Below are 13,437 nucleotides of genomic sequence, written 5' to 3'. Positions count from 1 at the left end.
GCGGCCGTGACGCAGACCACCGCAGAGCCACCGGCCGCGACCACCGCAGAGCCACCGGCCGCCGTACTGCCCGTCGCCGCGATCCAGGCGCAGCCGGAGCCCGGGGACGTGCCGGGGAACGCCCGCTCCGCCGCCCGGTTGGTGACCCGGGCCGCCGACGAGGGCGCCCGGGTCGTCGTACTGCCCGAGCTGTTTCTGCCGGCGTACCATCCGCCGACCCTCGCCGACGATCCGGCCGCCACCGACGTGGCCGCCGACGACGACGGGTGGGTGGCGGACGTCCGGCTCGATCCGCTGCGCCAGGTGGCCCGGGATCGCGCGGTGGTGGTCGTGGTCGGCGCGGCGGTCCGGCACCCGGACGGCCGGCGGACCTGTTCGGCGCTGGTGCTGGACCGCGCCGGCCGGGTCGGCGCCGGATACGCCAAACAACACCTCTGGGGTCCGGACGAGAACGCGCTGTTCACGCCCGGGCGCAGCGGCGCGACCCTGGTGGTCGACGGTTGGCGGCTGGGGCTCGGGGTCTGCTACGACGGCTGCTTCCCCGAGCACGGACGGGCGGCGGCGGACGACGGGGCGCACGGCTACCTCTGCCCGAGCGGCTACCTGGCCGGCTCCGAACACCGGCGCGACCTCTACTACCGCGCCCGCGCGCTCGACAACACCATGTACGTGGTCTTCGCCAACGCGGTCGACGGCGCGGCGCCGTGGCGGTTCAACGGCGGCGCGGCGGTCTACGACCCCGAGGGCCGGGTGCTGCGCCGGGCCGGGGACTCCGGCGAGGCCGTCGTCGTCGCCCGGCTCGATCCGGCCGAACTGCATCGGGTACGTGACGCGCACCGGATGCTCGCCGACCGGCTGCCCGAGCAGGGGCGGGTACGGATCCGATTGACCGGTTGACCACCGTACCCGGCATGGCAACCCGGGTTGTTTACATGGTGGGACTGTTGTCCGACCGGGTGCGTCCCGTACTGTGCGCAAGTGCCGCTGTTGCTCCTCGATCTGGACAACACTCTGCTCGACCGGGCGGGCCCGTTCCGCACCTGGGCGCAGGGGTTCCTGGCCGAGATCGGGGCACCGGAGAGCGACATCGACTGGCTGCTCTCGGTGGACGCCGACGGCCTGACCAACCGCTGGGACGTGGCCGACGCGATCCGTGACCGGTACCGCCTGCGGATTCCCTCCATCGACCTGGTCGAGGCGCTGCACGAGGGTGTGGTGGAGTACACCCGGCTCGATCCGCTGATCGCCTGCGCGCTGCGGATCGCCGACGACGCCGGCTGGGTGCCGGTGGCGGTCACCAACGGCACCGAGCGGTTGCAGGAGATGAAGATCAGGCGTACCGGCCTGGATCGTTACCTGGCGGACTGGGTGATCTCCGAGGAGGTCGGGGTCAGCAAGCCGAACCCCCGGATCTTCACGCTCGCCGCCGAACGGGTCCGGATGCGGCTGCGCGGCGCCTGGGTGGTGGGGGACAGCCCGGAGGCCGACATCGGTGGCGCAGCCGCGGTCGGGCTGCCCAGCGTCTGGCTGCACCGGGGCCGCCGCTGGATGGAGCGCCGGTACGCCCCGACCAAGACCGTGGACGGCCTGATTCCCGCCGTCGCCACGGTGCTCGCCGCCTGATCCCGGCCTGATCCCGGGCCGCCTCGGCCGCCGGGTCCCGGCCACTTCGACCGCCTGATCCCGGGCTGCCTCGGCCGATCGTGGGCTGCCTCGGTCGATCCTGAGGTCGCCCGGCCGATCGTGGTCGGTAATTCGGTTGACCGGCGCCGTTCCGGTTGGCGAGCATTGCGCGTCGGAGGGCCCTGCCTGGTCTCTCCGGGTCGTATCGCATCCCGGGCACCCGCCCGGCCGAGTGGAAGGAGGAGTGACCGTGGCTGTCGTTGTGCTGCGCTTCCGCCCGCCTTCTTCCGACTCGACCAGAGGATTCCCCAAGTGCCACGCGATCATGACGACCATTCCGGTGCTTCCCGCTCCCGTGGCGGCCGCACCACCCGCCGGTTCGACGACGACGAGCCGCACTATCTGAAACGGAACCGGCACGCCACGAGGGCCAGGTTCGACACGAACGCCGACACCGACAGCCCGGACGTCGGCGACCGTTGGTCGACCTGGGACCAGGCGGTGCACGGGCCGGAGCCGCATCCCGACTGGCTGGTCACCGAGCTGGCCGCCGTCGACACCGAGCTGGGTGTGCTGAAGACCGGCAAGGAGGCGGACGTGCACCTGGTCCGCCGGGCCGTACCGGACAGCGACCGGAGCTGCCTGCTCGCCGCCAAGCGCTACCGCGACCCGGAGCACCGGCTCTTCCACCGCGACGCCGGCTATCTGGAGGGGCGGCGGGTACGCCGGTCCCGGGAGAACCGGGCGATGCAGGGGCGTACCGCCTTCGGTCGGCAGGTGATCGCCGGTCAGTGGGCCGCCGCCGAGTTCGCCGCGCTGACCCGACTGTGGCAGGTGGGGCAGGAACTCGGCAGCGTCGCGGTGCCGTACCCGGTGCAGTTGATCGGTACGGAGTTGATGCTCGAGTTCGTCGGCGATCCGGTGCAGGGGGAGGCGGCGCCCCGGCTCGCCCAGCTCCGGCCCGGCCCGGTGCTGCTGCGCCAGCTCTGGGACCAGCTCGTCGACGCGCTCGTCGTGCTGGCCCGGGCCGGGCTGGCGCACGGTGACCTGTCGCCGTACAACCTGCTGGTGCAGGCCGACCGGCTGGTGCTGATCGACCTGCCGCAGGTGGTGGACGTGATCGCCAATCCGAGCGGGCGGGACTTCCTGGCCCGGGACGTACGCGTGGTGGCCGCCTGGTTCGCGGCGCGGGGACTTTCCGGCGAGCTGGTCGACCCGGAGGTACTGACCGGGCGACTGCTCCGGGAGGCAGGGCTGCGCTAACGCTTCACTGGAGGTACTTCTCGACCTCGTTGACGCTGCGTACTCCGGTGTTGTCCGGGTCGTCGCCGGCCTGCCGGGCGGCCCGGCGCCGCCGGAGCAGGTCCCAGCACTGGTCGAGTGACTCCTCCAGGTCCCGCAGCCGGGCCCGGTCCTCCTCGGTCGAGTTCTCCACCTGCTGGGCGTGGTTGCGGAGCCGGTGTTCCTCGTCGACAAGCTCGGAGATCCGGCTCAGAATCGTCCTGTCGTCCATGCCAAGATCCTGGCACAGCGTCGAACCCGCCGCCCAGCATCCGGGTCGCTGGGGGCCGGCCCGCGCCGGGACGTCGGCGGACCGGCCCACCACCCATTGACCGGGACGTCGGCGGACCGACCCCCACACTCATCGACCGGGCCGTCGGCGGACCGGGCCGACGGTCATTGACATAGTTCGCTGTGGTTCCTATCGTGGCGGATAGGAAAGCGCTTTCCGAATCTCTGTCGGCAGCGCCGTACCCGAGGCTTCCCCGACGGCCCACGCCGCAGGCACCGGTGCCGGAAGATCTCCGGCTGACCCGATCCCCCGGCTGCCCGGTCACTGGCTGACCGGTCAGTCGGTGGCCAGCCGGGGCGGACGGTCGGGAGGTGGGTCCCGACCGTCCGCCGGGCGCAGTGCCCCCGCGTGCCGCGCGGGGGCACTGCGCGTCATCGATCGGTGACCGCCGCTGCTATTTGGTCATTCGGCTCCGACCGGGGTGTCCGTTTGATATGAACTACCAAACCCGGTGCCGGGGAGCCCGCAGATCGGGCATTCTCGATGCCGGGAGTAGTCCTGTCCTCAGGGGACCAGACCCGGAACGGAAAGAGCCCGAACATTATGGACCAAGCTACGTTGCCGACCCCGCTCCGCGAGGCTGTCACGGTCACCACGGCCGGGGCCACCGGGGTGGCGAGGCTGGTGATCCAGGGTCTGCTCGACCTGATCGACGACCCCGCCGCGACCGCCGCCGCGACGGAGTTCCTGACCGCCCGGCTGCCGGGCTACGCACCGATGTGGCACATCGCCAACGCGGTACGCACCGACGAACCGGCCGAGGCACTCCGCCGGATCCGGGCCGAACTCGACCACGCGGTGGAGAACACCGTGAAGGCGGCCGTCACCTGGGTCGGCGAGCAGGGCGTCCCGGTCACCTACGCGCCCAGCAGTTCCATCGTCAAGGAGATCCTGGCCCAGTTGCCGGAGTCGCTGCGCACCGGCGAGCCGGCGATCGCGCTGGCCGGCGCCGACGCGATCGGGCCGGACACCGTGCTCAACATCCGGGGTACCCGGGAGCTGGCGCAGCGGCTGCCCACCCTGATCGTCACCACCGCGCTGAAGCTGGTCCCCGCGCCGGTCTTCGCCCGGCTCGGCGCACCGGTGTTCGAGCACATCCCGCTGGAGGGCTTCGTCGGCGTGGTACTCGACGGTGAGCTGCTCAGCCCGGGAGAGGTCGGCAGGCGAGCCGCGGAACTGCGTGAGTGACACGCGATGGCCACCCCCGGCGCACAGCAGATCCCCGCCTTCCTGTCGACGCTTCCCCAGAAGCGGTCCCTCTACGCGGTCGACACGTACTTCCGGGAGAGCTTCGAAGACCTGCTCGCCGTCGGTGGTGGCCGGATCGAGGAGTTCTGTCACGACCACGCACTCCTGCTGCTGAAACCGGACGCCGTGGTCACCCGCCGGCTCGGCCCGGTGCTGCGCTGGGTGCTGTCGTACGGCTTCAGCATCGTCTGGGCGGCGACGGTGACCATCGACCGGCACGGCGTACGGGCACTGTGGCAGTACGGCCTGAACGCCGCCAGCCGGGACCGACGGGACGCCGCAGACCTCTACGTCACGGCGTCCGAGTGCCTGCTCCTGCTGCTCGCCCTGCCCGGCCGCGCCGAACCGGCCTCACTGGTGCTCAGCACCGCCAAGGGGCCGGCCGACCCGGTCCGGTGCCGTCCCGGGCAGCTCCGCTACGACGTCGGCAGCTTCAACTACCAGCTGAACCTGGTGCACGCCGCCGACGAGCCTGCCGACCTGCTCCGGGAACTGGCAGTGCTCTGCAACCACGAGACCCGGGCCGGCCTCTACCGGCGCACCCTGGGCGGCTCGGCCGACCTGACCCCGGACGGCCGTTCCGAGGCGTTCGCCCTGGCCGACCGGCTGGAGGCGGCCACCCCGCAGGTCGACCTCGAACTGGACCGGACCCTCGGCGAGCTGGCCGACATCGCGCAGGCCCGCCGCCGAGGCGACTCCGGCACGGCGGCCGGCGAACTCGTCTCGCTGATAGAGCGGATCCGGGCCCGGTGCTCCCGGGACTGGCGGGCGGTGGTGCGGCTGGCCGAGTCGAGCGGGGTACCGGTCAGCCGGTGGCAGCGGATCGTGCTCGCCACCCACCTGCTCGACCCGTACGTGCCCGGCACCACAAGCCTGCTGCCGGACGCCAGTACCGCCCCCTGACCCGGCCGGGCGGCCGGCGACCTCACAGCACCCGGGTCACCCGTTCGGCCTGGCTGCGCCGCCGCACCGTCGCCGGGTCGAGGTTGGCGCAGAGCACCACCGTTGCTCCGGCGGCCAACGGTGCCAGCAGCCACTTCGCCGGGTGCTCGTGTTCGGCCGCGTCGACGAGTACCCGGTCGCCGGGGCGCAGCTCGAAGACCTCGTCCGCCAACCCCCGGGCCAACCGGCCCCACTCGGCGTAACTGGTGCCGTCCACACTGGCCGGATCGTCGGGGTGCAGCGGCACGTACGGCCGCAGGTCGGCGTCGTGCCGGCGTACCTCGGCCAGGTAGTCCCGGTAGCCGTCCGGTGGCGCGGCCAGCGGGGCGGCGTCCGGGGCGAGACCGAGCACGAACCGGTGCTCCGCCTCGGGTACGTGGTCGAGCCAGTCGTCGATCCGGTGCAGTGCGGCGTACGTGACGTCGAAGGGCTCCTCGACGCCCGGACCGAGCCGGGGCAGCCCGGCGGTGGCGGCACCGTGGAAGCTCACCGACACCCCGGCCGACCAGGTGCCGAGCAGTACGGCAGCGGTCTGCCAGTGCGGCGGCAACAGCACCGCGGACCGGGCACCGAGGCCCAGCCCGCAGCCGTACGCCAGCAGGTTCGCCGTCCGGGCCACCCACTTTGCCAGCTCCTCGGCGGAGAGTTCGGTGCGTTCCCCGGTGGCGTCGTCGTAGTAGGTGAGCAGCGGCCGGGCCCGATCCGTCGCCAGCGCGGACGCGAAGAGCGCCGGCGCCGCGCCCAGCTGCGTCGAACTCTGCCGCATGCGGTGCTCCCTGCCTCGTCGGTGCCGCCCGGTCTGCCCCGCGCGGCACCGACGATACCGGTCCCGACGTCCCGACCCGTTCGGCCTCGTCCGGCAGCGGCGCGGCGATTGCGGAATCAGTCGATGGTGAGCACCAGCTTGCCCCGGCCGTGCCGGGTCTCCATCTCGCGGTGCGCCTCGGCGGCGCGCTCAAACGGCAGCGTCCGGCGGACGTGGATCCGCAGCTCGCCCCGGGTGTACAGCTCGACGAGCCCGGCCAGCCGCTGTGCCGACCGGAGGTTGGCGGTGACCTGGACGCCGAGTTTCTCGGCCCGGTCGTGATCGACCAGCGTGAGGATCCGCTTGCGGTCCGGCACCAGCTCCAGGCTGACCTCCAGCGCGTCGCCACCGGCCCCGTCCAGTGCCGCGTCCACCCCGTCCGGCGCGAGCGCGCGGACCCGGTCGGCCAGCCCCGGCCCGTACGCCACCGGGGTGGCACCGAGCGAGCGCAGGTAGTCGTGGTTGTCCGGCCTGGCCGTACCGAGCACCGTCGCGCCGGCCGCCACGGCGAGCTGTACCGCCACCGTGCCGACCGCACCGGCGGCGGCGTGCACCAGCAGTGTCTCGCCGCGCGCGATGCCCAGCGCGTCGAGGGCGATGTGCGCGGTCTGCGCCCCGGCCGTGAAGCCGCCGGCCACTTCCCAGGGCATGCTCGCCGGCTTGGCGGTGATCTGGTCGGCCGGGATGACCAGGTATTCGGCGTAGCAGTTGAGGAAACCGAAGCCGAGCACCTCGGCACCGACGTCGACGCCTGTGACGTCCGGCCCGAGCTGGTCGACGATGCCGGCGAACTCGTTGCCGGGCACCCTCGGCAGCACGTCCGGTGCCCCCGCCGGCACCCAGCCGTCCCTCAGCCGACAGTCGTACGGCTGCACCCCGGCCGCCTTCACCCGGATCCGTACCTGACCGGGGCCGGGGACCGGGGTGGGCAGCTCCAGCAGCCGCAGTACCTCGGGCCCGCCGTACTCGGTGAAACCCACCGCTCGCATTGGACATCCTCCCCGTAGTGGTTTCGACAGGCCGAGTCTGCGTCCTCAACTGCGGATGAGGTCAAGTCGCCACTGTGGATGAGGTCAGGTCGCCGGGAAAGGGGCCGGGCCGGTCACCCCCCGACGGGGAGTGACCGGCCCGGTCTCGCGGAGCTGGCGCGCCGGTTCAGGCGGCGAGCATCTTGCGCAGCACGTAGCGCAGGATGCCGCCGTGCCGGTAGTAGTCGGCCTCGCCCGGGGTGTCGATCCGGACCACCGCGTCGAACTCGACGCCGGTGTCCGTGGTCACCCGGACGGTACGCGGGATCTGGCCCTCGTTCAGCGCGGTCACCCCGCTGAACGAGAACGTCTCGGTGCCGGTCAGCCCCAACGACTCCGCGTCGGTGTCGGCCGGGTACTGCAACGGCAGCACGCCCATCCCGATCAGGTTCGACCGGTGGATCCGCTCGTACGACTGGGCGATCACCGCCCGTACCCCGAGCAGCATGGTGCCCTTGGCGGCCCAGTCCCGGGACGAGCCGGAGCCGTACTCCGTACCGGCCAGGATCACCAGCGGGATGCCCGCCTCCTGGTACGCCACCGAGGCGTCGTAGATCGAGGTCTGCTCACCGGTCAGGTGGTTGACGGTGAACCCGCCTTCGGGGAGCGCAGCTCCCGCAGCCCCACCGTCGCCCGGCATCCGCAGTTGATTCCGCAGCCGGATGTTGGCGAAGGTGCCCCGGATCATCACCTCGTGGTTGCCGCGCCGGGACCCGTAGGAGTTGAACTCGTGCCGGGCCACGCCGTGCTCGGCGAGGTATTTCCCGGCGGGGGAGTCGGGCTTGATCGAGCCGGCCGGCGAGATGTGGTCGGTGGTGACCGAGTCGCCGAGCTTGGCCAGCACCCGGGCGCCGGAGATGTCCTCGACCGGCGACGGTTCCCGGTCCATCCCCTCGAAGTACGGGGGCTTGCGCACGTACGTCGACTCGCCGTCCCAGGCGAAGGTGTCGCCCTCCGGGGTGGGCAGCGAACGCCACTGCTCGTCCCCGGCGAAGACGTCGGCGTAGTCCTTGGTGAACATCTCGCTGCGCAGCGCGCTCGCGATGACCTCGTCGATCTCGGCGGAGCTGGGCCAGATGTCCCGCAGGTAGACGGGCGTTCCGTCGGCGCCGGTGTCGATCGGCTCGTTGGCCAGGTCGATGTCCATGGTGCCGGCCAGCGCGTACGCCACCACCAGCGGCGGGGACGCCAGGTAGTTCATCTTGACGTCCGGGTTGATCCGGCCCTCGAAGTTGCGGTTGCCGGAGAGCACCGAGACCACCGACAGGTCGTGCTCGTTGACCGCCGCCGAGACCTCCTCGGGCAGCGGGCCGGAGTTGCCGATGCAGGTGGTGCAGCCGTAGCCGACCAGGTGGAAGCCGAGCTTCTCCAGATAGGGGGTGAGGCCGGCCCGCTCGTAGTAGTCCATCACCACCTTGGAGCCCGGGGCCAGGGTGGTCTTCACCCACGGCTTGCGGGACAGCCCCCGGTCGACGGCGTTGCGGGCCAGCAGCGCGGCACCGATCATCACCTGCGGGTTGGAGGTGTTGGTGCAGGAGGTGATCGCGGCGATCACCACCGCGCCGTGGTCCAGCTCGTATTCCGCGCCGTCCTCGCCGGTGACCCGCACCGGGTTGCTGGCCCGGCCATTCGCTCCGGTGGCCGCCGAGATCAGGTCACGGGGCGCGTCCGCCGGGTCGTTGACGCCGTTGGCCGGCGGGTCGCTGGCCGGGAAGGACTCCTCGCTCGCCTCGTCGGCCGGGCCGAGTGCGCCGTCGCCGCCGTCACCGACGTAGTCGGTCAGCGCGGACCGGAAGAGCGTCTTGGCGTTGCCCAGCGGCACCCGGTCCTGCGGGCGCTTCGGGCCGGCCAGCGACGGCTCGATGGTGGAGAGATCGAGTTCGAGCCGCTCGCTGTAGTCGGGTTCGGCGGCCGGGTCGTGCCAGAGGCCCTGTTCCTTGGCGTACGCCTCGACGAGCGCGACCTGCTGCTCGGAGCGCCCGGTCAGCTGGAGGTAGCGGACCGTCTCCTCGTCGATCGGGAAGATCGCGACGGTGGAGCCGTACTCCGGGGACATGTTGCCGATGGTGGCCCGGTTGGCCAGCGGCACCGCGCTGACGCCGGGACCGTAGAACTCGACGAACTTGCCGACCACGCCGTGCTTGCGGAGCATCTCGGTGATGGTCAGCACCAGGTCGGTGGCGGTGGTGCCGGCCGGCATCTCGCCGTGCAGCTTGAAGCCGACGACCCGGGGGATGAGCATGCTGACCGGCTGGCCGAGCATCGCGGCCTCGGCCTCGATGCCGCCGACGCCCCAGCCGAGCACGCCGAGCCCGTTGACCATGGTGGTGTGCGAGTCGGTGCCGACCACGGTGTCCGGGTACGCCTGGCCGCCCCGCTCCATGATCGTCCGGGCCAGGTACTCGATGTTGACCTGGTGCACGATGCCGGTGCCGGGCGGGACGACCTTGAACTCGTTGAAGGCGGTCTGACCCCAGCGGAGGAACTGGTAGCGCTCCTTGTTGCGGCCGTACTCCAGCTCGACGTTGCGGGCGAAGGCGTCCTGCCGGCCGAAGAGGTCGGCGATCACCGAGTGGTCGATCACCAGCTCGGCCGGTGCCAGCGGGTTGACCTTGGTCGGGTCGCCGCCCAGCTCGCGGACCGCCTCGCGCATGGTGGCCAGGTCGACCACGCAGGGCACGCCGGTGAAGTCCTGCATCAGCACCCGGGCCGGGGTGAACTGGATCTCCACGCTCGGGTCGGCGTTCGGGTCCCAGTCGCCGAGCTGCCGGATGTGCTCGGCGGTGATGTTGGCACCGTCCTCGGTGCGGAGCAGGTTCTCCAGCAGGATCTTCAGGCTGTACGGCAGGCGCTCGTGCCCGGGTACCGTGTTGATCTTGAAAATCTCGTAGCTCGCGTCTGCGACGCGTAGCTGGCTCTTCGCACCGAAGGTGTCGAGGCTCGCCACGTCGTACTCCTTCACGCTGTCTTCGTCCCGGCCCATGCCGCCGGCGTCCGGGGCGGGTCGGCCGGCCCCCCGACCGGCGGGCGACCGGGCGTAGTAACCCGCAGTCTTTCCTACCCGGCACCTCGCCGCCGGGCTCAGGTAACCCTTACCAACGTTCGTTTGACTCAACAAAACCGTACGTCCGTCTTGCTATAAATGCAAGCCTGTCCGGATCGCGGGACGGCGGATACGTCCGGCCGGAGCCGAGGGCCAGCGGGGCGGCCACCCAGCCCCGGGTGCCGGACCGGCATCGGCTGTCGACGTGGTTGGCGTGGCTCAGGTCGGCGAGTCGGATGCTATAAAGAAGGCTCCTGTTTGGAATGGAGCCTATGTCACTAGTCTCAGACCCGGATCTCGAGCATGCAATCCTGCAGCGGGTTGGGCACGAGCCTCCGGTAACACCCGACGACCTTCTCGCGATCACGACGATAGTGGTAAAACGAAGCCGGCGAGTCGACGAACTGGCGAGGCTGTCGAATCTCGAAATAGCGGTTCTTGTTGGGTGTGACCCGGTGCGTCCGGCGGAACTATCGAATCTTCTCTCGCTTTCCCTGCTTCAGATCGAATACTCCAGATTCTCTGATCTGACGGGCCTGGCGCATCTGCCAATAGTCGACCTGGAGGTCAGATGCGGTTTCGTCAGGGATCTGACGCCACTCCTCGACTGGCCTCGCCTCGCGCGACTGGACGTGACTGGCAACCCTCTCGCTGAGCACTCGCGGCAGCATGTTCTCCCGGAACTTCAGAGGCGGGGGTGTAAGGTGATTTGCTCGCAGGAGCGCGAATGGTCACTGACCGTTCGGATGCAGAATAGCGGGCTACCGTTTTCCTGCTATTTCGATGATGTCGATGGTTTCCGACTCTGCGCCCCTGGTCTCAATATCACCGCCGTGCCCGACATGGGCCATCCCGCCGTCGATCCAGAGGAACTGGAAAGGCTGCTGGCCCAGGACCCGCAGCAGATCGAGAAACTGTTCGAGCGAAACGGGGCTGATGTCGGGCTGTGACGGGGCCCGGGGTAGGCGCAATCCCTCCGGCCCGCCGGCCGCATCAACGTTCTGCCCCGGGTGGGTCGTTGTCGGCGAACGGCACACCGTCGACCGCCAAGGCGTGCCGTTCCCGCAGCCGGTCACGGATCTGCTCCGGGGTGTACGCCCGACGGCGCCGTTCGGCCCGGGCCAGCACCACCCCGGTGGCGGCCACCCCGACGACGCTTGCCACACCGATTACCTTCCACCAGCGCATCCGCCTAGGGTAGTCAGTCGGCGGGCCCTGGGACGGCCCGGCGGACCGAGGTGGGGGCGATGGCCGAGGAGCGTACCGAACTCAGCCTCGACGAGGCGGTCGAGTTGACCCGTACCGGCGACGTCTGGGTCTTCCGGGGCCGCAGCGTGCCGGATCGGGCGATCCAGTTCACCACGAACAGTCCGGTGAACCATGTCGGAATGTCCGTGGTCATCGAGGACCTGCCGCCGTTAATGTGGCACGCCGAACTCGGTCGGTCGCTGCCCGATCTGTGGTCGGGAACCCACCAGCGGGGCGTGCAACTGCACGACCTGCGCGATGCCGTCCGGGTCTGGGGAATCCGGTACGGTCAGCGCGCCTGGCTGCGGCAACTCGAACCGCCGGCCGACGAGGAGATGGAGAACGGGGTGCTGCGTACCATCGCCCGCCTGGACGGGACACCGTTTCCGTCCACCGCCCAACTCGCCTGGCGGTGGCTGCGCGGCCGGGCACCCGCCGTACGCCGCCGGCCGAACGACAGCACTCTGGAGACGGCGTACTGCGCCGAGGTGGTCGCGGAGACCTACCAGGCGATGGGGCTGCTCCCGGCCGGGCGCCGACCGAACTGGTACGACCCCGGCCGGTTCTGGAGCGGCGACGACCTGGAACTCTCCTCCGGGCGGCGGCTCGGCGACGAGATCTCGGTGCGGATTCCGGCGCGGTGAGCGCCCCCGAACCGACCCGGCCGCGGTTGCTCGCGGCGGCGCCGTGGATCGTCGTGCTGGCCGGCGTCCTGGTCATGATCGTGCTCTTCGTCCTGGCCACCGGATACCTCACCGGCGAACGGCGCACCTCCGGCGCACCCGAACCGGACTGGCCCTTCGCCCCGGGCGCCACCCCGGCACCCGTGGACTCCGGCAGCGGCCCGGCGAGTCCGAGCGGATCACCGGCGCAGACGCCCCGGACCCCGGCGCCGACCTCGGCCCGACCCACCGGCGGCAAGCCGACGACGACCCGCCCGGCGCCGCCGCGCACCACACCGCCGCAGGCTCGGCCGACCACCTCGGCGCCGCAGCCACCAGTGCCGCTGACCGGCCGCTACCGGGTACTCGCCGACTACCGTGACTCGTTCATCGCCGAGGTGCTGGTGCGCAACGAGAGCGGCTCGGCACAGTCCTGGACGGTGGAGCTGCGGTTCCGCGACGAGGTCGACGACCTGCGGGGCTTCTGGGTCGAGGGTGCGGCCCGGCCGTCGGTGGACCGTCAGGGAGACAGGTGGATCTTCCGTAGCGGTGCGGCGCTGGCCGGTGGGCGCTCCGATCCGCTGCGGTTCCAGTTCGAACGCTGGGGCGACGGCGAGCGGCCGGTCAGCTGCACGGTGAACGGTCGGGCCTGCCAGCTTCCGTAGCCGCCCGGAGCAGTTCGACCGTCTCCCGGTGGTCGCCGCGTACCGCCCACTCCAGGGCGGTGGCACCGGTACCGGAATCCTCCCGGCGACCCGGGTCGGCGCCGTACGCCAGCAGCAGGCGTACCACCTCGGTGTGGCCCCAGGCCGCCGCACCGGTCAGCGGGAGGCCCTCGTCGCCCCGCCCGCTCTCGGTGTCCGGCGATGCCCCGGCGGCCAGCAGCAGCCGGACGACCGGGGGCAGGCCCTGCACGCTGGCCAGGTAGAGCGGGGTGCTGCCGTCCGGGGTGGCCGCGTTCGGGTCGGCACCGGCGGCCAGCAGCCCGACGACCCCGAGCACGTCCGCCCCGAGCACCGCGTCGGCGAGCCGCTTGCCGAGCTTCTTGCGCCGCCGCGCCCCGAGCTTCCTACGCCGCCGTGGCCCGACCTTCCTCCACCCTGTCCCGGGCTTCGTCCGCCGTGCCCCGGGCAGGGTCCGCCGCCGTGTGCGCATCCGGCAAGGGTAGGAGTCACAGCCGCCGGGCGCCGCCCGATATCCGGCCACCGGGACCGGCGTCGGCCTGGCGTCGGGGGCGTCCTGTCGTGCTCGGGCGAGCGGGGCGG

14 protein-coding genes are annotated in these 13,437 nt (G+C 71.4%); 8 read left to right on the top strand and 6 right to left on the bottom strand.

Going from position 1 to position 13,437, the window contains the following annotated elements; genetic code table 11:
- Window positions 1-6: 6 nt before the first annotated feature.
- From CLT71_RS10705 to CLT71_RS10695, 3 genes are all read left to right on the top strand, one after another.
- The gene (locus CLT71_RS10705) at window positions 7-897 is read left to right on the top strand and encodes a carbon-nitrogen hydrolase family protein (RefSeq protein WP_101366985.1); all 891 of its coding nucleotides are present in this window, start codon (window positions 7-9) and stop codon (window positions 895-897) included.
- An 81-nt stretch (window positions 898-978) separates the two neighbouring features.
- Window positions 979-1,623, top strand: coding sequence for an HAD family hydrolase (locus tag CLT71_RS10700; RefSeq protein ID WP_101366984.1), 645 nt, complete (start codon window positions 979-981; stop codon window positions 1,621-1,623).
- 312 nt (window positions 1,624-1,935) lie between these two features.
- A complete protein-coding gene (locus CLT71_RS10695) occupies window positions 1,936-2,886 on the top strand; it encodes an RIO1 family regulatory kinase/ATPase domain-containing protein (protein WP_101366983.1) in 951 nt (316 codons plus the stop codon).
- A 4-nt stretch (window positions 2,887-2,890) separates the two neighbouring features.
- Here the strand turns inward: CLT71_RS10695 and CLT71_RS10690 are convergent, their stop codons facing one another.
- Window positions 2,891-3,136, bottom strand: a complete 246-nt coding sequence (locus tag CLT71_RS10690; RefSeq protein WP_101366982.1) for a DUF2630 family protein — start codon at window positions 3,134-3,136, stop codon at window positions 2,891-2,893.
- 603 nt (window positions 3,137-3,739) lie between these two features.
- Here CLT71_RS10690 and CLT71_RS10685 point away from each other — a divergent pair.
- Together CLT71_RS10685 and CLT71_RS10680 are read left to right on the top strand one after the other, a co-directional pair.
- Entirely contained in the window at window positions 3,740-4,384 is a 645-nt protein-coding gene (locus tag CLT71_RS10685) for a hypothetical protein (RefSeq protein WP_143743435.1), read from the top strand.
- A gap of 6 nt (window positions 4,385-4,390) precedes the next feature.
- Complete coding sequence (locus CLT71_RS10680) at window positions 4,391-5,347, top strand: nucleoside-diphosphate kinase (RefSeq protein ID WP_101366980.1); 957 nt, start codon at window positions 4,391-4,393, stop codon at window positions 5,345-5,347.
- 22 nt (window positions 5,348-5,369) lie between these two features.
- Here the strand turns inward: CLT71_RS10680 and CLT71_RS10675 are convergent, their stop codons facing one another.
- From CLT71_RS10675 to CLT71_RS10665, 3 genes are all read right to left on the bottom strand, one after another.
- Complete coding sequence (locus CLT71_RS10675) at window positions 5,370-6,152, bottom strand: TIGR03089 family protein (RefSeq protein WP_101366979.1); 783 nt, start codon at window positions 6,150-6,152, stop codon at window positions 5,370-5,372.
- A gap of 116 nt (window positions 6,153-6,268) precedes the next feature.
- Complete coding sequence (locus tag CLT71_RS10670) at window positions 6,269-7,180, bottom strand: NADP-dependent oxidoreductase (protein WP_101366978.1); 912 nt, start codon at window positions 7,178-7,180, stop codon at window positions 6,269-6,271.
- 166 nt (window positions 7,181-7,346) lie between these two features.
- Window positions 7,347-10,202 carry an aconitate hydratase gene (locus tag CLT71_RS10665; protein WP_143743434.1) on the bottom strand — a complete coding sequence of 952 codons (2,856 nt, stop codon included), beginning with the start codon at window positions 10,200-10,202 and terminating at the stop codon, window positions 7,347-7,349.
- 332 nt (window positions 10,203-10,534) lie between these two features.
- On the opposite strand from CLT71_RS10665, the gene CLT71_RS36435 reads away from it, so the two are divergent.
- Window positions 10,535-11,212 carry a hypothetical protein gene (locus CLT71_RS36435; RefSeq protein WP_143743433.1) on the top strand — a complete coding sequence of 226 codons (678 nt, stop codon included), beginning with the start codon at window positions 10,535-10,537 and terminating at the stop codon, window positions 11,210-11,212.
- A 43-nt stretch (window positions 11,213-11,255) separates the two neighbouring features.
- On the opposite strand, the gene CLT71_RS10655 is transcribed toward CLT71_RS36435, so the two are convergent.
- Window positions 11,256-11,450 (bottom strand): hypothetical protein, encoded by a 195-nt coding sequence (locus tag CLT71_RS10655; RefSeq protein WP_101366976.1) that lies wholly within the window; start codon window positions 11,448-11,450, stop codon window positions 11,256-11,258.
- 59 nt (window positions 11,451-11,509) lie between these two features.
- Between CLT71_RS10655 and CLT71_RS10650 the strand changes: the two genes are divergently transcribed.
- Together CLT71_RS10650 and CLT71_RS10645 are read left to right on the top strand one after the other, a co-directional pair.
- A complete protein-coding gene (locus tag CLT71_RS10650) occupies window positions 11,510-12,154 on the top strand; it encodes a hypothetical protein (RefSeq protein ID WP_101366975.1) in 645 nt (214 codons plus the stop codon).
- On the top strand, window positions 12,151-12,837 hold the full coding sequence (locus CLT71_RS10645; protein WP_101366974.1) for a hypothetical protein: 687 nt from the start codon (window positions 12,151-12,153) through the stop codon (window positions 12,835-12,837). The genes CLT71_RS10650 and CLT71_RS10645 overlap by 4 nt, the downstream gene beginning before the upstream one ends.
- On the opposite strand, the gene CLT71_RS10640 is transcribed toward CLT71_RS10645, so the two are convergent.
- Window positions 12,797-13,327: an ankyrin repeat domain-containing protein gene (locus CLT71_RS10640; RefSeq protein WP_101366973.1), complete on the bottom strand. Its 531-nt coding sequence runs from the start codon at window positions 13,325-13,327 to the stop codon at window positions 12,797-12,799. The genes CLT71_RS10645 and CLT71_RS10640 overlap by 41 nt on opposite strands.
- Window positions 13,328-13,437 lie beyond the last annotated feature (110 nt).

The organism is Plantactinospora sp. CNZ320 (genome assembly GCF_002846275.1).
The sequence above is the reverse complement of the archived record's forward strand: the minus strand, read 5'-3'. Positions and strand labels throughout refer to the sequence as shown.